Origin of the sequence: Bacillus sp. F19, from assembly GCA_023823795.1 — a bacterium.
Lineage (GTDB): Bacteria > Bacillota > Bacilli > Bacillales > Bacillaceae > Bacillus_P.
Genome location: CP085710.1, coordinates 3,888,278 through 3,908,593, shown reverse-complemented (window position 1 = coordinate 3,908,593; position 20,316 = coordinate 3,888,278). Strand labels below are relative to the sequence as shown.

The following is a 20,316-nucleotide window of genomic DNA, read 5'->3' as shown; positions in this document are numbered from 1 at the left end:
GCGTCCTATTCGGATGCTGGTATTTTATTTTAATAAATATCAATTAGGATACATGTACTTTTGTTCTTCTCCTTTATGAATCCAATAGGAATTTGTCTGCTTTTTATTGGTCATTCTAATGAATAGTAACCTATCTATTTAAAACAGGATCTGCACGATCTGAAAGAAAACGTTTGTTCAATTGCATCTATCCTCTATAATGGAGATATAAAAAGAGATAAAGCGTTTTGGATTGTTTGGGGTAAAACTATTTGGTGGAGGCTTATATGAGTAAGAAAATTCTGGTCGTAGATGATGAACAATCAATATTAACCCTGCTTCAATACAATCTTATTCAAGCGGGTTTTGAAGTCATTACAGCAATCGATGGAGAAGAAGGTCTTGAAAAGGGTTTAAATGAATCGCCTGATTTAATGGTGCTAGATCTCATGCTTCCTAAAATGGACGGCATTGAGGTATGCAAACAGCTTAGACAAAAGAAAATCATGGTGCCGATTCTGATGCTGACGGCTAAGGATGATGAATTTGATAAAGTTTTGGGATTAGAACTGGGCGCAGATGATTATATGACAAAGCCTTTCAGTCCAAGAGAAGTAGTTGCGAGGGTAAAGGCTATCTTAAGGAGAACTCAGACTTCAGCAGATACAGAAATCAAGGAGCTTGATACTTCTGAAAGAATGATGATTGGAGATCTGAAGATCCTCCCGGAACATTATGAGGCATATTACGGAGATGAACGTCTTGAGCTGACGCCTAAAGAATTCGAACTTCTTGTTTATTTAGCCAGACATAAGGGACGTGTGCTTACAAGGGACCAGCTGCTGAGCGCAGTATGGAACTATGATTTCGCCGGAGATACCCGAATCGTTGATGTTCATATCAGCCACTTGCGTGAAAAAATTGAACGAAACACAAAAAAACCTCTTTACATAAAAACGATAAGGGGACTAGGATACAAGCTCGAGGAGCCTAGAATGGATGAATAGGTTTCGCTCACGGCTGATATTTGCTCTTATCACACTGATTATTGCTGTTTTAGTTGGTCTCGGGCTTCTTCTTGGTCAAATATTCGGCAGTTATTATATGAATTCTTTTCAGGAGCGGATAAAAGAAGAGGCAAAAATAACTGAGCTTTTAATTCAGGAAAAAGGGTTTACGTCTCCTGATTTCGATTCGTTTCTTCAACATTACAGTGATACAATCAATTCCCATATTACAATTTATGATCGAAACGGAAACGTTTTAAAGGATGCAGGGCCTTTTTTGCAAGACCATGATGCCATTGCGAAAGAAATTCTGCTGAAACACCGAAATACCAATAAAGGATTCAAACTCAATATTGAAGAAGACAATCTTTATTTTTACGGTTTGCCTTACATTGAAAAGGATGTGAAGCAAGGATACATTGTCCTGAGCTCTACAGAAAACTCCTTTAAGAAAATCAATCAGCAGATCTGGTTTCTTCTCATTGCAAGCCTTGGTTTGGCTCTTCTCGTTATTCTTCTGCTTGCGGTAAGAATTACGTCGCGCTATACAAGACCAATTGAATCTGCAACAAATGTGGCCATGGAGCTTGCAAAAGGCAACTATAAAGCGAGAACGTATGAAGATCATCTGGATGAAACAGGCATGCTGAGTCAATCAATAAATATACTTGCAAGAAATCTTCAGGATATGAACCGTGCCCAGGAAATGCAGCAGGATCGTCTTCAGACTCTAATAGAAAACATGGGCAGCGGATTGATTTTGATTGATGGCAGAGGATATATCAATCTTGTCAATCGTGCATACAAAGAATTATTCAATATTGAATCCACCGACTTTTTATATAAGCTGTATTATGAAGCATTCCAGCATAAAGAAATTGTGGATTTAGTCGAGCACATCTTTATGACTGAAATTAAGGCGAGAAAACAGCTGCATCTTCCGCTGAAAATAGAGCGCAGGCATTTTGAAGTCTATGGTGCGCCGATTATTGGCACAAACGATGAATGGAAAGGCATCGTTCTGGTATTTCATGATATTACGGAACTGAAAAAGCTTGAGCAAATGAGAAAAGACTTTGTTGCAAATGTATCTCATGAGCTGAAAACGCCAATCACATCCATAAAAGGCTTTACTGAGACCTTGCTTGATGGTGCACTTGAGGACAAACAGACTCTGGAGTATTTTCTATCAATCATTTTAAAAGAAAGCGACAGACTGCAAACGCTGATTCAGGATTTGCTTGATTTATCGAAAATTGAACAACAGGGCTTCAAGCTCAATCTTCAAAACTGCAATGCAAAGGAAATCCTTGAAGAGGTCATTATCATTCTTAAAAGCAAAGCAGATGAGAAAGAAATTGAGTTATCACTGCATGTAAATTCCGGCGAACTCTATGTGTATGGGGATGTGTACCGTCTGAAGCAAATCTTTATTAATCTCATAAGTAATGCTTTGAACTATACCCCTAAAGGCGGCAGAGTTCAGGTGTCATTAAAAGACGGTGAAAGTTACGCAACCTTTATTGTCAGCGATACAGGCATTGGAATTGAAAAAGAAGAGATTCCGAGGATTTTTGAACGTTTTTACAGAGTAGATAAAGCGAGAAGCCGGAACTCGGGAGGAACGGGCCTTGGGCTTGCTATTGTGAAGCATTTGGTTGAAGCGCATAAGGGCCAGATTTTTGTAAACAGCACGGTAGGTGAAGGAACGACGTTCACAGTAAAACTCAATAAAAATAATCATTTAGATTAGGTTTACATTATATTTACATCACATTTAATTTTGCTTAATAAAGTGCTGTTAATATAATAAGTGAAAACCCCTTCATCCAAGGAGCCAATCTTTTGGACGAGAACATTCCCTGTTCTCGTCCCTTTTTTTGTTCGTATTTAGATAAAAATGCTTACAAAAAAAGTGAAACCTTTTCTTGGGATTTGCGTAAATATTTGAGAAGGGAAAAAGGGGGCGTAGAAATGATCAGCATCAAGCGCATTTATACAATAATCGGAGCTGTCTTATTAGTTATTGTTTTAGCTATTATCGCTTTTACAACCTGGTATACGGTAGATGAATCGGATCAGGCTGTTATTATTACTTTTGGTGAAGTGGAAGAAGGCATAAGTGAACCTGGACTTCATTTTAAAATGCCGTGGCCGATTCAAACTGTAGAAAAACTGTCAAAAGAAACATTCAGTCTTAAGTTTGGCTACACAGAGAAGGATGGAGATGTGAAGTCATTCCCAAAAGACACAAAAATGATCACTGGTGATGAAAATATTGTTTTGGCTGATATGGTTGTGCAATGGAAAATAACCAATCCTGAAAAATATTTATTTAACTCTGAGGATCCTCAGGAAATTTTATATGATGCTACATCTGCATCATTAAGAAGTATTATCGGAAGTTCCATAATTGATGATGCACTGACATCCGGAAAAGTTGAAATCGAGGAAGATGTACAGGAGCTTTTAATCTCCCTCGTTGAAAAATATGATATCGGTATTTCAGTCCTTGCTGTGAAACTGCAGGATGTTGATCTGCCGAATGATGAGGTTCGCAAAGCCTTTACAGATGTAACAAGTGCCCGTGAAACGATGAATACAAAAATAAATGAAGCAAAGAAATATTCAAATCAGCGTACTCAAGAGGCAGAGGGAGAAAAAAATGCATTAATCTCAAAAGCTGAAGGGGATAAAACCGCAAGAATTGAGAAAGCACGCGGTGAGGTGGCTACTTTCAATGCCATTCTGGGTGAGTATCAGAATGCAAAGGGAATCACTGAAAAACGATTAATCCTTGAAACCATTGATCAAGTACTGCCGGGGGCAAGCATTTATTTCATGAAAGATGACGGCAACACAATGAAGTATTTCCCGATCGGAGAAATGCAAAAACAAACAGAGGCTATGCCAAAAGCAGCAGATGAAAAAGGAAGTGATAAAAATGGCCAATGATAATCTAGTCAAAATGAAAGATAAGAGCAGAGATTTCAGCGGATACCGGAAGTATATCCGCACGGGGATCTGGTTCATTTTAACGCTGATCCTTGCTGTTGTGCTGCTGACAAATCTTTTTGTCGTTAAAGAAAATGAGTACAAAGTAATCCGCCAGTTTGGGGAAGTTGTTAAAATCATTGAAAAACCAGGCCTGCACATAAAAATACCATTTGTACAAACGGTATCTTCGATTCCGAAATACCAAATGACTTTTGATGTAGAAGAGGCGGAAATTAACACAAAAGATAAAAAGCGCATTTTGATAGATAACTATGCTGTGTGGAAAGTAGATGACCCAAAAAAATTGATTGCCAATGCAAGAACACTTGTCAATGCTGAAACAAAGATGGCTGAATTTACGTTCTCTACTGTTCGTTCTGAACTTGGGAAATTGAACTATGATGAGATCATCAACGATGAAAAATCCTCCCGGGGAAGCATTAACGATAAAGTAACAGAGATTGTGAATTCACTTCTTGAAAAAGATGGATACGGCATCAGTGTAACGGACGTCAGGATTAAACGAACAGATCTTCCTGAAGATAATGAGGAATCGGTTTACACCAGAATGATCTCAGAACGTCAGTCTACAGCCCAGGAGTATTTATCTATGGGAGATGCCCGAAAAAATACGATCATTGCAGAGACAGACCGGAACGTAAAAGAAATGCTTGCTAAAGCGGCTGCAGACGCAGACGTCATTCGAAGTCAAGGTGAAAAGGAAGCAGGTAAGGTATACAACAGTTCGTATTCAAAAGATCCTGAATTCTATGAACTGTACCGCACTCTGGAATCCTACAAGAAAACTATCGACAATGAAACAGTCATCATTATGCCGTTTGACTCAGAGTATGCAAAAACACTGATGGGCGGGACGGAATAATCTTTAACACCTTTATAGAAATAATAAGCCCTTGATTTTCTTTCTATCTGCCTGTCATGGTAGAATAGAGAAAGATAAATCATGGGTTTTTTTATATAAAAAACATAGTTTATAGGTGCATTTTTTTAATACAGGAGGTTCATTTGAATGACAAAAAAACTCGTTCTTATTGACGGGAACAGCATTGCCTATCGCGCTTTTTTTGCATTGCCGCTGCTGAATAACGATAAGGGTGTACATACCAATGCTATATATGGATTTACAATGATACTTATGAAAATTCTTGAGGATGAAAAACCTTCCCACCTTCTAGTTGCATTTGATGCCGGGAAAACTACTTTCAGACATGAAACGTATAAAGAATATAAGGGCGGCAGACAAAAGACACCGCCTGAGCTGTCGGAGCAGTTTCCGTTTATCCGCGAGCTGCTGGATGCCTACAGCATATCACGATATGAACTTCCAAATTTTGAAGCAGATGACATTATAGGAACTCTATCAAGACAAGCCGAGAAGGATGGATTTGAAGTGAAAGTCATCTCCGGCGATAAAGATTTAACGCAGCTTGTTTCAAAGCATATCACTGTTGATATTACTAGAAAAGGAATTACTGACGTTGATTCTTATACACCGGAGTTTGTTCAGGAGAAATATGGACTTGTTCCGGCTCAGATTGTGGATATGAAAGGGTTAATGGGTGATAGCTCGGATAATATCCCCGGAGTTCCGGGAGTGGGAGAGAAGACGGCGATTAAGCTTCTTAAGGAGTACGAAACGCTTGAGCGGCTCCTTGAATCTCTTGATCAGGTGACCGGTAATAAGTTAAAAGAGAAACTCGAAGAAAATAAGGACCAGGCCATTATGAGCAAGGAGCTTGCAACAATCAACTGTGATGCACCGGTAGAAATCACATTGGCTGATGTGCAGTACGGGGGATACGATGTAAAGAATGTAATTGAGATATACAAAGAGCTTGGATTCAATTCGCTGCTCGATAAGCTTGGAGCGGAGGCAGGCATTGAGGAACAGCCAATCGAGGATGTCCAATATGAAATGGCAGAAGAAATAACAGATGACCTCCTTACAGATGAAGCTGTTCTAATCGTGGAAGTATTGGAAGAGAATTATCATAACAGCGACATTATCGGTCTTGCGATTATAAATGAGAACGGAAACTTTTATGTTCCGACCGATCTTGCTTTAAAATCTGAAAAGTTTTCAAAATGGGCATCAGACGATACGAAGCGCAAAACCGTCTACGATGCTAAACAATCGATTGTGGCTCTTCACTGGCAGGGAATTGACCTGAATGCGGTTGAATTTGATGTTTTGCTTGCGGCATACATCCTCGATCCTTCTCAAACGTTTGATGATGCTGCAAGTGTTGCCCGTCATAAAGGAATACATATCGTTCAGTCTAATGATACAGTATATGGAAAAGGGGCCAAGCGGAGGATTCCGGACACTGAAAGGCTAGCAGAGCATCTGGTTCGGAAAGGAAAAGCTCTTCAAACAGTCAGGGAAAAACTTCAGCTTGAACTGGAGGAGAATGAACAGCTTGAGCTTTATCAGGATCTTGAAATGCCGCTTTCGATCATTTTGGCTGATATGGAAGCAACAGGTGTAACGGTGGATGTGAACCGTTTAAATGATATGGGCCAGCAGCTGACTGAACGGTTAAAAACTCTTGAAGAAAATATCCATCGATTAGCAGGGGAAGCGTTCAACATTAATTCTCCGAAGCAGCTCGGCGTGATTTTATTTGATAAGCTTCAGCTTCCAGCCGTAAAGAAGACAAAAACAGGATATTCTACTTCTGCTGATGTTCTTGAAAAACTTGCAGACAAGCATGAGATCGTTACGGAAATCCTCCATTACCGTCAGCTGGGGAAGCTGCAGTCAACTTATATTGAAGGGCTGCTGAAAGTTGTTCACCGCGACACAAATAAAGTCCATACAAGATATGTTCAGACATTAACGCAGACAGGGCGTTTAAGCTCGACAGATCCAAATCTGCAGAACATACCGATCCGGTTAGAAGAAGGGCGTAAAATCCGCCAGGCCTTTGTCCCTTCTGAACCAGACTGGGTGATGTTTGCTGCAGACTATTCTCAAATTGAGCTTAGAGTTCTTGCCCATATAGCAGGTGACATCAATTTAATTGAAGCCTTTCAAAATGATCTGGACATTCATACGAAAACGGCAATGGATGTGTTTCATGTTGAAGCGGAAGCCGTGACTTCAAATATGAGAAGACAGGCAAAAGCCGTAAACTTTGGTATTGTTTACGGCATAAGTGATTATGGTTTATCTCAAAGCTTAAATATCACTCGTAAAGAAGCGGGTGAATTTATTAAACGTTACCTGGAAAGCTTCGAAGGTGTCAAAGAGTATATGGAAGAAATCGTTCAGGAAGCAAAGCAAAATGGCTATGTAAAAACACTGCTGCAGCGCCGCCGTTACATTCCAGAGATTACAAGCAGAAATTTCAATGTGCGCAGTTTTGCCGAGAGAACGGCTATGAATACTCCGATACAGGGAAGCGCCGCTGATATCATTAAAAAAGCGATGATTGATATGGCTGCACAGCTGAAAGAAAAGAACCTGAAAACACGATTATTGCTGCAGGTGCATGATGAATTGATCTTTGAAGCGCCTAAAGCTGAAATCGAAATTCTTGAAAAGTTGGTTCCGCAAGTGATGGAGCATGCCGTTGAACTAAAGGTGCCGCTTAAAGTTGATTATTCATTCGGATCATCTTGGTATGACGCAAAATAAGGAAGTGATAGGATGCCTGAACTGCCAGAGGTTGAAACCGTAAGATGGACACTTATTGAACTTGTAAAAGGAAAAACAATCGCAGCCGTTTATATTCATTGGCCTAAAATCATTAAAAGACCGGAAGTGACCGAGCAATTTCAGGATGCTGTCGTTGGTCAGACAATCCATGATGTAGGGAGAAGGGGAAAGTTCCTGAAATTTTTCCTTGATGACTATGTGCTCGTTTCACATCTGAGAATGGAAGGAAGATACGGTCTATACAAGGACTCTGACCCGATTGATAAACATACACATGTTGTTTTTGCGATGACAGACGGTACAGAACTGAGATATAAGGATGTACGCAAGTTTGGAACAATGCATCTTTTCAAAAAGGGAGAGGAGGAACTCTATCTTCCCTTATCTCATTTAGGACCTGAGCCTTTTTCTGAGAATTTTACTGTGAGTTATCTAAGCGAAAAGCTCCAAAAAACAAATCGGAAAATAAAAGTTGTCCTGCTGGATCAAAAAGTGATGGTTGGACTTGGGAATATATATGTTGATGAGGCTTTATTCCGGGCGGGCATTCATCCTGAACGCCCTTCAAACGAATTATCAGATGAGGAAATCGTAAAGCTTCACAATGAGATTATTCTTACTTTAAGTGAGGCGGTTGAAAAAGGCGGCAGCACCATAAGATCCTACGTCAACACACAAGGGCAGATTGGTATGTTCCAGCTTGAACTGTTTGTTTACGGAAGAACAAATGAGCCGTGTAAAGTTTGCGGAAAAACGCTGATAAAAACAGCTGTAGGGGGCAGAGGAACACACTATTGCGAAAATTGCCAGCGATGAGGCTTTAACAACTCATAGGCCATTGTCATATACTACCGTAGCTTTTTGCGGAAGGGGCATGGTTTATGGTTGCAGCTGCATCACTCTTTTTATTGGCATTTGCAGTAAGTTTGGATAGTTTTTCAGTCGGGTTTACTTATGGATTAAGAAAAATGAGCATGCCGTTTAAATCAATCGTTATTATTGCCTGCTGTTCGGCAGTGACTTTGCTTTTAGCGATGGGAGCAGGTCATCTGCTTACGTCATTTCTCCCCCATAGCCTGACTGGAAAACTTGGAGGCATAATCCTAATTGCCATTGGAGCGTGGGTTCTTTATCAGTTTTTCCGGCCGGTAAAAGAAATGACGCAGGAAGAATCGGAGAAAACACTGCTCAACTTAGAGATTAAAACGTTCGGAATCGTGATTAATATATTAAGCAGGCCTACTGCGGCGGATATTGATAAATCAGGAACCATTACAGGAGTAGAGGCCCTGCTGCTGGGTTTTGCGTTATCACTTGATGCATTTGGAGCAGGAATTGGAGCTGCTCTTTTAGGATATTCGCCTATATTAACAAGCTTGCTGGTAGCTGTTATGAGCTCATTGTTTGTAGCGTTTGGGATAAAATCAGGCCATCTCTTTTCACGGTTTGCCTGGATGGATAAACTCACTTTTTTACCAGGTGTCCTGCTGATTATTTTAGGCATCTGGAAGCTGTAGGGGAAGGGGGATTCAAAGTGACATTGGCGATTGGATTGACTGGAGGCATAGCCAGCGGAAAAAGCACAGTCTCAAACATGTTCAAGGATGCAAATATACCGGTAATAGATGCAGATGTAATCGCCAAACAAGTAGTGGAAGCAGGAGAACCTGCTTACCATTCAGTGGTAGAAACATTTGGGCGCAGCATCTTAAAAGATGATGGTGCAATTGACCGTGAAAAGTTAGGCAGCATCGTCTTTCAAGATGAAACAGAGCGAAAAAAATTGAACGGCATCGTTCATCCTGCAGTCCGCAGGGAAATGCTGAAACAAAAAGAGGATGCCGAAAGAAGAAATGAGCCTGCGGTTGTGCTCGATATTCCTCTCTTATTCGAAAGCAATTTAGCACATATGGCAGACGTAACAGTTGTCGTATATGTTGATCCCCATGTGCAGCTTGAGCGTCTAATGAACCGGAATCAATTGACAAAACAGGAAGCCGAGTGGCGAATACAGTCACAGCTGCCTCTGAAGGATAAGAAGGACAAAGCAGATGAAGTGATCGATAACAATGGCTCGCTTCAGTCTACGAAAAGACAATTTAAAGAGTTAATGAAAAAATGGAATCTTGCTTCTATTTGAAGCCTGATTCTTTTTTTTTGAAAAAAAACGAAATTAATCATCCTATTACTAGTTAAATGTGATATACTATTTATGAAATTGAGCATATATTAGTATATCACATAATCCGGAAGGGGTAATGGTATGAAAGCGAAGATTGCCATTAACGGTTTTGGTCGCATTGGGAGAATGGTATTTAGAAAAGCAATCTTTGAAGAGGATTTATCGATTGTAGCGATTAACGCCAGTTATCCGGCTGAGACGTTGGCGCACATGATAAAATATGATACAAATCACGGGAAATTCGAGGGAGAAGTTATTCCATTCGATGATTATCTACTTGTAAATGGACAAAAAATCCAGCTGTTAAATTTCAGAGATCCCAGGGATTTGCCATGGGGATTGATGGATATTGATATCGTCATTGAAGCAACAGGTAAGTTCAATGACGGCGAAAAAGCCATGTACCATGTACAAGCAGGGGCTAAAAAAGTAGTCCTGACGGCACCCGGCAAAAACGAAGATGTAACAATTGTGATGGGAGTAAATGAAGAGGCTTACAATAATGATCAGCACGTCATTATTTCAAATGCTTCTTGCACAACAAACTGTCTCGCGCCAGTTGTAAAAGTACTTGACGAGCAATTCGGAATTGAAAACGGATTAATGACGACAGTACATGCTTACACAAATGATCAAAAAAACATAGATAACCCTCATAAAGACCTTCGCAGAGCAAGATCCTGCGGCCAGTCCATAATTCCAACAACGACAGGAGCAGCAAAGGCACTGTCACTCGTATTGCCGCATCTTCAGGGAAAACTGCATGGGATGGCGCTCAGAGTGCCAACACCTAATGTTTCGCTTGTAGATCTTGTGGTGGATGTCAAGAGGGATGTAACGGTTGAAGAAGTAAGTTCTGCATTTATGACTGCTGCAAGCGGTCCTTTGCAAGGAGTGCTGGACTTCACGACAGAACCGCTTGTTTCTGTAGATTTCAATACAAACCCCCACTCTGCAATCATTGATGGTTTATCAACAATTGTGATGGCGGGCCGAAAAATAAAAGTGCTGGCCTGGTATGACAATGAATGGGGATATTCTTGCAGAGTCGTTGACCTAGTTCAGTTTGTTGCTTCAAAAATGAAGCGGCTGTCTGCAGTTTAATAGGATGATAAGATGGAAACAGGCTGCGCTGACAGCCTGTTTTTTTTAATGTCTAATGAACCTGAGCTTGGGGAATGTGAATAGATGGATTAACGAATGTGAAGCAGCTCTATGCGTCCAGATAAGGTTATAAATCCGCATTAAGCGGTTAAAACAAACGTTCACAGTTTCATAAATTTAACCATCACAACAAAAAAAAGAGGATATTTCGAAAAAATGGGCTTCTCTAAAATCAGTTTTGGAGGGCTCTGCGGTTCATGTGAGAAACTGTGCTGCAGTTTTTTTAAAAAAAGTTTGTTGCAAAAAGAAACTAAAGGAAGTATACTATTTTTCGTGAACTTCTTACTAAGCACGGCCTTGTGGCTACTTAAAGGGTTAGGACCTCTTTGGACTAACTTTCCCCCGTGGTAGTTGAACAAACCATTTGCGAAGAATTCATGTAAACTAATTTTGCTAAAGGGGGATCCATTAAAAATGGAAACAATGGGACGACACGTTATCTCAGAATTATGGGGATGCGACTTTGATAAGCTGAACGACATGGAATACATTGAAAAAACGTTTGTAAATGCTGCTTTAAAATCAGGTGCCGAAGTACGCGAGGTTGCCTTTCATAAATTTGCTCCACAAGGTGTAAGCGGAGTTGTTATCATCTCTGAATCGCATTTAACCATCCACAGCTTCCCTGAGCACGGATATGCAAGCATCGATGTTTACACATGCGGTGACTTAAATCCAAATATTGCTGCAGACTACATTGCAGAAGCTCTTGGAGCACAAACTCGCGAGAATATTGAAATTCCGCGCGGCATGGGTCCTGTACAAGTTAAACAAGCTCAAGTAAAAGCTCTTTAATGATGAATCATTTTAATGTAAAATAAAAGAGGTGCAGCTGCACCTCTTTTTTCTTATGTTTCAGAAATGCTATTTTATTATAAAACACCTGCACTTTTGTCTAAGAATTACAAGTTTACATATAGAAAACAATAAAAGGAGCTTTACTTCGACTATGAGCATGCTGCGAAAAATGAAGGTTTTTCTTTCTACAGATCAAGAAACATCCGAAAATCATTATGACGACGCATTAAAAAGCCATTATTATAAAACAACTGCAAAAAAGGCAATTGAAGCTGTTGAAAATACATTCAGCAAACAGCCCGGTGCGACGGTTACATCAGTTTCAGAAGATCGAGGCGAAATCAGCATTGTGATTGACAAGCCGAAAAAAGCATTGATGATTATAACCATCGTTTCGGTGAGACCTTATGAAACAGCTATTGATTTTAATGTATCAGCAGACACTAGATTGGCAAGCGATTTCGGATTCAGCCGAAAGCTGATTATTGATGCCTATGAAAAGCTGAACAAGGCACTGCCGTTTATAGGAACCGGACTGAATCCAAAGTGATTCTTGCAGCATGTCATTTATTTTCATAAAAAAATAAAGAAACAACCCTGATGCTTTTGGATTGGAGCTGGTAGTATGAAATGTCCAACATGTCAGCATAATGGAACAAGAGTGCTTGACTCTCGGCCTGTTGATGAAGGGAAATCGATTCGAAGACGACGTGAATGCGAGGAATGCCAATATCGGTTCACAACCTTTGAAAAAGTGGAAGAAATTCCTCTGATTGTTGTGAAAAAAGAAGGCGTTAGAGAAGAGTTCAGCAAGGACAAAATTCTGCGGGGCTTGATTAAGGCTTGCGAAAAACGCCCTGTGCCTCTTACGAACTTAGAGGAAATCGTCCAGGATATTGAAAAGGAATTAAGAAATCAAGGAATCTCAGAAGTAAACAGTGAAGATATTGGCGAGATGGTAATGGACAGACTTGCGCACGTTGATGAAGTTGCATACGTCCGGTTTGCTTCAGTTTACCGTCAATTTAAAGATATCAATGTTTTCATTCAAGAGTTATCAGAGCTGATTAAAAAGGTGAAATAAAGAGCTCGTGAAGGAATCGCTTCAGGCTCTTTTTTCAACTTATGAAATAGAGGGAAAGTAATGGACAAGCATTGGAATCAGTTATTGCCTGTTGATCGGTATTTGGTCAAAATGAATGGTGTCCTGCAGGATTTTGACAGGAAAGTTTTGACGCTGCTTTATCAGCCGCTATTAGGTGCAAAATGCTATGGTCTTTATATGACGCTTTGGGCGGAGCTTGAACAGGACCGGATGTGGAGCGAAGAAACGACACATCATGGACTGATGTCCCTCATGCAAAGCAACCTGAGAGAAATCTATGAAGAGCGGATTAAACTTGAGGGCATAGGATTATTAAAAACGTATCAAAAGGAACAAAGTGACACAAAGCTGTACATCTACGAATTAATGCCTCCCCTAAAGCCTGCTGATTTTTTTCAGGATGGGGTATTAAACATTTATTTATATAATCGCGTAGGGAAAAACAAATACAATCAGCTGAAAAAGTTTTTTGCAGACAGCAGTCTGTCTTCTGATCTTGTCCAGATTACCAGGCCGTTTAATGAGGTATTTAAATCTCTTCAGCCGAGTGAAATGATTTCCAGACTTACAGATGAGGTGCAGGAAGACCTTGAACCTGAAAAAGGATCAGAATTTTATCATTCTGGAGAAGCCGCATCGCCTCAGATGACAGATGAAGTGTTTGATTTTGATTTATTTTTTGCAGGTTTGTCTGAAGCTGTCATTCCCAGAAAATCCATAACAAAGAAAGTGAAAGAAACCATTAAAAAGCTTTCTTACTTGTATGGCATAGGTGCAATGGAAATGAAAAATGTCGTGATGAATGCAATTGACGCAAATGAAACAATCCAGATCGACAGTTTGAGAAAAGCTGCAAGAGACTGGTATCAGTTTGAACACGGCGAAAAATTGCCTGCACTTGCCGATAAAACCCAGCCGGTTTTACTAAGATCTGATACTTCCTCAAAAAAAGAACTGTCTCAGGAGGAAATGCTGATCAGACAGCTGGATTCAATATCGCCAAAGCAATTTTTAATGGATCTGGCAGACGGAATTGAGCCGGCAGCTGCAGATTTACAGATCGTTGAAGAAGTGATGTTTAAGCAAAAGCTTCATCCTGGCGTCGTCAATGTTTTAATTTACTATGTTATGTTAAAAACAGATATGAAGCTATCGAAAACGTATGTGCAAAAAATTGCAAGTCACTGGGCAAGAAAACAAGTATCCACTGTGAAATCAGCTATGGAGCTCGCAAAGCAGGAGCATCGCCAATACCAGGAGTGGGCCGAAAAGAAAACCGTTTCTAAAACAGGCAGAAAGCTGATACGGAAAGAGAAGCTTCCTCAGTGGCTTAAAGAAGACCTGGAAAAACCCGATCCAAAAGAAGAAATCAACCAAACAGAAGTGGATCTTGAGCGGAAAAGGCTTGAAGAAAAAATAAAACAATACAGACAGCAGCAGTCAGATTAACAATTGGAGGTGAATCCAAGTGGAATCGATAAATAAAACGTTAAGCGGACTTGCGGGCCGTGAGGATTTTCAAAAACGGATGAGTGCGATGAAAGCACAAATTATGAAGAATCCCGATATTCAAAAATTTCTGAGTGAACATCGTACAGAAATTAACGATGAGATGATTAACAGAAGTCTAATCAAGCTGTATGAATATATCGGCCAAAGCAAGCGGTGTGCAGATTGCCCAAGCCTGTCAGAGTGCAAGAATTTAGTTGAGGGGTATCATCCTCAGCTCATTCTTCAGGGAAAAACGATTGATTTAAAATATGAGGTTTGTCCAATGAAGGAAGCGGAGGATGAACGGAAAAAACATCAGGCTTTAATTAAATCCATGTTTATTCCCCGTGATATTCTTAATGCGAAACTTGAAGATATTGACCTTAAAGAAGACAGCAGAATAAGAGTTGTCAATATGGTGCTTAGCTTCAGCGAAGAATATGAAGCAGGAAAACATGTAAAGGGAATGTATCTATACGGTTCGTTTGGAGTCGGCAAAACCTATATACTTGGAGCCATTGCGAACGAGCTCGCCAAGAAAAAAATCCCTTCCATGCTCGTCTATGTTCCCGAATTTATGAGAGAGCTGAAGAGCTCACTCCATGACAATTCACTTGAAGACAAGATTGATGCCGTTAAAAAAGTGAAAGTGCTTATGCTCGATGACATTGGCGCAGAAGCGATGTCCAGCTGGATTCGGGATGATATATTAGGCTCTATTCTTCAATATCGCATGCTTGAAAATCTTCCGACATTTTTCACATCAAACTTCAGCATGAAAGATCTGCAGAGTCATTTAAGTGTTACACAGCGCGGGGAAGAAGAACCTGTCAAATCAGCGCGGATCATGGAGAGAATTAAATATCTTGCCGATCCTTATGAGTTAAAAGGACGAAATTGGCGGGAGAGATAAATAAGCAGTGCAAGACACAGTTCTACAGGGACTGTGTTTTTTATTTATTTTTAAGAAAGTAAAAATGCTGCGATTTGATGGCAGGCGGATCGCACAGATCCTCGATCAGACCGGAATGGCGCTTGCGCTTTTCTAATTCCTTTAAAAAACGATTCTATTTAACGGTTCTCCGCCATATACATGAAATCAGGTATTGGCTAAAAAGGGGGGACAACCATGATCGAAATATTTTTCAATTCTCCGCATGAAGCAGAAACAGTCCACAATATGCTTGATCATGAGCGTGATAAATGGAAAGCCGAGATTGTTAGAATAAAGGAACATGGAATCCAGATTGTAAGCAATGATCCAGGTGAGATGATTAACGTCCTTCTGATTCCGGTGATCGTCCGCTACATCCTGAAGTACAAAGAATCTCACCTGATGCTGTCCATCATCAAAGACAAATTCTATTTTCAAGAGCCGGAGGAACAGCAGCAAATAATACATATTGCCGAGGCGATTATTGAAGGAGAACGCAGCGAGATTCCGAAAGTTGATCAGCTTCCGCTAAGGGAAACTCCCATCTATGAAGCTCTGGCCGATTTCATCAGGCCTAATCTGTCTTTTGCTCTTCCATCCTTTATAAAATTCCGTCTTCACCAGTATGTGGAGCGTTTAAATAAATATATTGAGATTGCGATCGAAGAGTACAAGCTCGAGCAGGAATATCAGACATTTATTCAAAGTTTAAGAGATTATGCCATGAACAGGAAAACGAAAGTGAACGTGCTTCACATCGTGCATGAAAAAGAGCTGACAGTTTACAATGAACATTTTGCTGAACTGAGCCAGGATGAGCTGATGAAGTATATTGACAGGTCTTTTATTCATCAGCATCCTATGTACATTGATGCCTCGCTTTTGGCGCCGCTGGTGTCAATCGCTCCAAACAAAATTCATTTATATACCGATTCACCAGACTTTGGCATGGTACGGACAATACAGAATATTTTTTTGGAGCGGGTAAACATTTATCCCAGAATAATGGCCGGTATTTAAGAAAAGCGGAAACGCCCGTTTAGCTCAGGCATGACAGATAAGAATCAGGCAGAAAAGTCCGGGTTTGACTTTTTGGCGGATTTGTTCTGGCCGAGGAGTTGGGAGACGGAGCCAGACACCAATGCGGATACTATCTTATCTTATAAAAAAAAGCTGAATAATCTTGATTTCCCCAGGAAATGATTCTATAATACGTAGTAAATACATGATAAGTTACGATGAGGACATGAGGGTGTTATCACGGCGCAAAGAGAGGGAAGTCACGGCTGAGAGCTTCCTGGCATGAATAACTCGCTTACCACCTCTAAACTTCAGCTTTGAAAGGCATGCTGCCCAGTAATTGCTGACGGGTATTCCCGTTACAGATTTTTTTGAGCCATTCACTGTACTTTGTGGATGGAAACAAGGGTGGAACCACGGCGAATAATCACTCGTCCCTTACTATAGGGACGAGTTTTTTATTTTTTTAAAAATTATATTTAAGGAGTGACAAGGATGTCAGACGCTGTAAAAATTTCATTTCCGGACGGAGCTGTAAAGGAATATCAGGCAGGCACAACAACTGAAGATATTGCGGCATCCATCAGCCCGGGGCTTAGAAAAAAATCATTGGCAGGTAAATTCAATGGTGAATTAATTGACTTGAAAACACCAATCGATCAAGATGGCAGCATTGAAATTGTCACATTGGACAGTTCTGATGCATTAGAGATTATCCGTCACAGTTCTGCACATGTACTCGCGCAGGCTATAAAAAGGATCTACAAAGATGTGAAGCTTGGAATTGGACCGGTTATCGAGAATGGATTCTATTATGACATTGATATGGACCAATCGATTTCTGTTGAAGATCTTCCGGCAATAGAAAAAGAAATGAAAAAAATCATCAATGAAAACATTGAGGTTGTCCGCAAGGAAGTAACGCGGGAAGAAGCAAAAGCCATCTATGAAGAGATTGGCGATAACCTGAAACTAGAACTGCTTGATGCTATCCCAGAAGGCGAAAAGGTGACAATCTACGAGCAGGGTGAATTTTTCGATCTTTGCCGCGGAATTCATGTTCCTTCAACTGGAAAATTAAAAGAGTTTAAACTTTTAAGTGTAGCGGGTGCATACTGGCGCGGAGACAGCAACAATAAAATGCTGCAGCGCATTTATGGCACAGCTTTTATTAAAAAAGCTGACTTAGATGAGCATCTTCGTTTATTAGAAGAAGCGAAAGAGCGCGATCACCGCAAGCTGGGAAAAGAACTGAGCTTATTCACTACATCACAAAAAGTAGGTCAGGGTCTCCCGATCTGGCTTCCAAAAGGTGCGACAATCCGGCGCATCGTCGAGCGCTACATTGTGGATAAAGAAGAGCGCCTGGGCTATCAGCACGTTTACACTCCTGTTCTGGGAAGTGTGGAGCTGTACAAAACATCAGGTCACTGGGATCATTACCAGGATGACATGTTCCCTGCAATGTCTATGGATAATGAGGATTTAGTTCTTCGTCCAATGAACTGTCCGCATCACATGATGGTTTACAAGCATGATATTCACAGTTACCGCGAGCTTCCAATCCGTGTAGCCGAGCTGGGTACAATGCACCGCTATGAAATGTCAGGTGCACTCAGCGGGCTTCAGCGCGTGCGTGCGATGACACTTAATGATGCACATATCTTTGTCCGTCCGGATCAAATTAAAGACGAGTTTATCCGAGTTGTGAGATTGATTGAAGAAGTATATAAAGATTTTGGAATCGATGATTATTCATTCCGTCTTTCTTACCGCGATCCAGAGGATAAGGAAAAATACTTTGATGATGATGCGATGTGGGAAAAAGCTCAAAGCATGCTGAAGTCAGCAATGGATGAGCTTCAGCTTGATTATTTTGAAGCAGACGGCGAAGCAGCTTTTTATGGTCCAAAGCTTGATGTACAAGTCCGCACAGCGCTTGGAAAAGATGAAACGCTTTCTACTGTTCAGCTTGACTTCTTATTGCCGGAGCGTTTTGATTTAAATTATGTCGGCGAGGACGGCAAACAGCACCGCCCAGTTGTTATTCACCGCGGGGTAGTATCAACAATGGAACGCTTTGTTGCATTCTTGATTGAAGAATACAAAGGGGCTTTCCCGACTTGGCTCGCTCCGACACAAGTGCAGGTGATTCCAGTTTCACCTTCTGTGCACCTTGATTATGCAAAAAAAGTTCAAGAACTGCTGCAGGCTGAAGGAATCCGCGTAGAGCTTGACGCACGCGATGAAAAGATCGGCTATAAAATCCGAGAGGCGCAAATTCAGAAAACACCTTATATGCTTGTTGTCGGTGACAATGAAGCGGCTGAATCTGCCGTTAATGTCCGCAAATACGGAGAACAAAAATCAGAGACAATTGCTCTTAAAGAATTTATCGAAGGAATCGTAAAAGAAGTGAAGAGATAAAATCTTCTAGAAAAAAAGTATTGCACATCCAGTAAATGTTTGATACAATTCATTTTGTTGCAATAAAACCAGCATGACTTGACAGCGGAAATTTTTTCGTGATATAATTTGCAGGGTAATTGAATAGAAGTTTGTCTTGCAAGCAGAAGCACCCGCTTCTCACCTGATCGACGCATCATTGCAGTCTGCAGGTTTACGACTATATATACTTAGTATACTAAATCGTAGTGTGGGTGTTTTGTGCGCCCACACTTTTTTGTTTTTCAAGAAAGTGTAGCACAAACAATTCATCTGTTCAGTTAAAAATCCTTGGAGGTGGCTAATTATTAGCAAAGACATGATGGTAAACGATGGAATTCGCGCTCGTGAGGTTCGTCTGATTGGTGCAAATGGCGACCAGCTTGGAATTAAATCTCGCCAAGAGGCGCTTGAGATTGCTGCCAGATCGAATCTTGATTTAGTTTTAGTTGCTGCAAACGCGAAACCACCTGTATGTCGTATTATGGACTACGGCAAATTCCGTTTTGAGCAGCAAAAGAAAGATAAAGAAGCACGTAAAAATCAAAAGATCATCAGTATTAAAGAGGTTCGCTTCAGCCCGACAATTGATGAGCATGATTTTAACACAAAACTTAAGAATGCACGCAAGTTCCTAGAAAAAGGAGACAAAGTGAAAGCTTCTATCCGTTTTAAAGGCCGTGCAATCACTCATAAAGAAATTGGTCAACGTGTTTTAGACCGTTTTTCTAAAGCTTGTGAAGATTTAAGTACAATTGAGTCTCATCCGAAAATGGATGGACGCAGCATGTTCTTGGTTCTAGCACCTAAAGTAGAAAAGTAAAGATACGAGGAGGAATACCTTATGCCAAAAATGAAAACTCATCGCGGCGCTGCAAAGCGTTTCAAAAAGACTGGATCAGGTAAATTAAAACGTTCACACGCTTACACTAGCCATTTATTTGCTAACAAATCTACAAAAGCAAAACGCAAACTTCGCAAAGGCACTTTAGTAAGCAAAGGCGACTTCAAACGCATCCGTCATTTATTAGATAATATTAAATAATTCGTTTTCACATAGGAGGGAATTGACATGCCAAGAGTAAAAGGCGGTACTGTCTCACGTCAAAGACGTAAAAAAGTTCTTAAATTAGCTAAAGGTTATTACGGTTCAAAACATACATTATACAAAGTTGCTAACCAGCAAGTAATGAAATCATTAATGTATGCTTACCGCGATCGCCGTCAGAAAAAACGCGATTTCCGTCAGCTTTGGATTACTCGTATCAACGCAGCTGCTCGCTTGAATGGTCTTTCTTACAGCCGTTTAATGCATGGTTTAAAGCTTGCTGGCATCGAAGTAAACCGCAAAATGCTTGCTGAGCTTGCTGTAACTGATGCTCAAGCATTCGCTCAATTAGCAGACGCTGCTAAAGCAAAATTAAACAGCTAATCGCTTCAGAAAGGTCATTCTCACCGTTTGAGAATGGCCTTTTTTCTCATTATTTTAAAGAAGATAAGAAAGTATATAAT

19 protein-coding genes and 1 other annotated feature are annotated in these 20,316 nt (G+C 40.5%); all 19 genes read left to right on the top strand.

The genetic code is table 11. The features are described 5' to 3' along the window. The first annotated feature begins 266 nt into the window (after positions 1-266). The 19 genes from LIT25_20115 to rplT all read left to right on the top strand — a co-directional run bounded on the left by LIT25_20115 (position 267) and on the right by rplT (position 20,236). Complete coding sequence (locus LIT25_20115; GenBank protein USK32867.1) at positions 267-986, top strand: response regulator transcription factor; 720 nt, start codon at positions 267-269, stop codon at positions 984-986. Then, on the top strand, positions 979-2,739 hold the full coding sequence (locus LIT25_20110; protein USK32866.1) for a PAS domain-containing protein: 1,761 nt from the start codon (positions 979-981) through the stop codon (positions 2,737-2,739). Before LIT25_20115 ends, LIT25_20110 begins: the two co-directional genes overlap by 8 nt. Before the next feature lie 221 nt (positions 2,740-2,960). Continuing rightward, on the top strand, positions 2,961-3,941 hold the full coding sequence (gene hflK, locus LIT25_20105) for an FtsH protease activity modulator HflK (protein USK32865.1): 981 nt from the start codon (positions 2,961-2,963) through the stop codon (positions 3,939-3,941). Continuing rightward, positions 3,931-4,866 carry a protease modulator HflC gene (locus LIT25_20100; GenBank protein USK32864.1) on the top strand — a complete coding sequence of 312 codons (936 nt, stop codon included), beginning with the start codon at positions 3,931-3,933 and terminating at the stop codon, positions 4,864-4,866. The genes hflK and LIT25_20100 overlap by 11 nt, the downstream gene beginning before the upstream one ends. Positions 4,867-5,013: 147 nt before the next feature. Next, a complete protein-coding gene (polA, locus tag LIT25_20095) occupies positions 5,014-7,644 on the top strand; it encodes a DNA polymerase I (protein ID USK32863.1) in 2,631 nt (876 codons plus the stop codon). Positions 7,645-7,656: 12 nt separating this feature from the next. Beyond that, on the top strand, positions 7,657-8,481 hold the full coding sequence (mutM, locus tag LIT25_20090; protein USK32862.1) for a DNA-formamidopyrimidine glycosylase: 825 nt from the start codon (positions 7,657-7,659) through the stop codon (positions 8,479-8,481). Positions 8,482-8,546: 65 nt separating this feature from the next. Continuing rightward, complete coding sequence (gene ytaF, locus LIT25_20085) at positions 8,547-9,182, top strand: sporulation membrane protein YtaF (GenBank protein ID USK32861.1); 636 nt, start codon at positions 8,547-8,549, stop codon at positions 9,180-9,182. Positions 9,183-9,199: 17 nt separating this feature from the next. Next, positions 9,200-9,805 (top strand): dephospho-CoA kinase, encoded by a 606-nt coding sequence (coaE, locus tag LIT25_20080; protein ID USK32860.1) that lies wholly within the window; start codon positions 9,200-9,202, stop codon positions 9,803-9,805. A gap of 123 nt (positions 9,806-9,928) precedes the next feature. Beyond that, positions 9,929-10,951 (top strand): glyceraldehyde-3-phosphate dehydrogenase, encoded by a 1,023-nt coding sequence (locus tag LIT25_20075; protein USK32859.1) that lies wholly within the window; start codon positions 9,929-9,931, stop codon positions 10,949-10,951. Positions 10,952-11,425: 474 nt separating this feature from the next. Further along, positions 11,426-11,806: an adenosylmethionine decarboxylase gene (speD, locus tag LIT25_20070; protein USK32858.1), complete on the top strand. Its 381-nt coding sequence runs from the start codon at positions 11,426-11,428 to the stop codon at positions 11,804-11,806. Positions 11,807-11,960: 154 nt separating this feature from the next. After that, the gene (locus LIT25_20065) at positions 11,961-12,359 is read left to right on the top strand and encodes a cytosolic protein (GenBank protein USK32857.1); all 399 of its coding nucleotides are present in this window, start codon (positions 11,961-11,963) and stop codon (positions 12,357-12,359) included. Between the two features lie 75 nt (positions 12,360-12,434). Beyond that, positions 12,435-12,893: a transcriptional regulator NrdR gene (nrdR, locus tag LIT25_20060; GenBank protein ID USK32856.1), complete on the top strand. Its 459-nt coding sequence runs from the start codon at positions 12,435-12,437 to the stop codon at positions 12,891-12,893. A gap of 60 nt (positions 12,894-12,953) precedes the next feature. Then, positions 12,954-14,363 carry a replication initiation and membrane attachment family protein gene (locus LIT25_20055; protein USK32855.1) on the top strand — a complete coding sequence of 470 codons (1,410 nt, stop codon included), beginning with the start codon at positions 12,954-12,956 and terminating at the stop codon, positions 14,361-14,363. Between the two features lie 19 nt (positions 14,364-14,382). Beyond that, positions 14,383-15,318 (top strand): primosomal protein DnaI, encoded by a 936-nt coding sequence (dnaI, locus tag LIT25_20050; protein USK32854.1) that lies wholly within the window; start codon positions 14,383-14,385, stop codon positions 15,316-15,318. 216 nt (positions 15,319-15,534) lie between these two features. Then, positions 15,535-16,359, top strand: coding sequence for a putative sporulation protein YtxC (gene ytxC / locus LIT25_20045; GenBank protein ID USK32853.1), 825 nt, complete (start codon positions 15,535-15,537; stop codon positions 16,357-16,359). A gap of 495 nt (positions 16,360-16,854) precedes the next feature. Further along, positions 16,855-18,786, top strand: a complete 1,932-nt coding sequence (thrS, locus tag LIT25_20040) for a threonine--tRNA ligase (protein ID USK32852.1) — start codon at positions 16,855-16,857, stop codon at positions 18,784-18,786. 134 nt (positions 18,787-18,920) lie between these two features. Next, positions 18,921-19,050: a sequence feature (ribosomal protein L20 leader region), on the top strand. Between the two features lie 58 nt (positions 19,051-19,108). Beyond that, positions 19,109-19,627, top strand: coding sequence for a translation initiation factor IF-3 (infC, locus tag LIT25_20035; protein USK36349.1), 519 nt, complete (start codon positions 19,109-19,111; stop codon positions 19,625-19,627). Positions 19,628-19,648: 21 nt separating this feature from the next. Continuing rightward, entirely contained in the window at positions 19,649-19,849 is a 201-nt protein-coding gene (gene rpmI, locus LIT25_20030; GenBank protein ID USK32851.1) for a 50S ribosomal protein L35, read from the top strand. Between the two features lie 27 nt (positions 19,850-19,876). Further along, positions 19,877-20,236, top strand: a complete 360-nt coding sequence (rplT, locus tag LIT25_20025; GenBank protein USK32850.1) for a 50S ribosomal protein L20 — start codon at positions 19,877-19,879, stop codon at positions 20,234-20,236. The last annotated feature ends 80 nt before the right edge of the window (positions 20,237-20,316 follow it).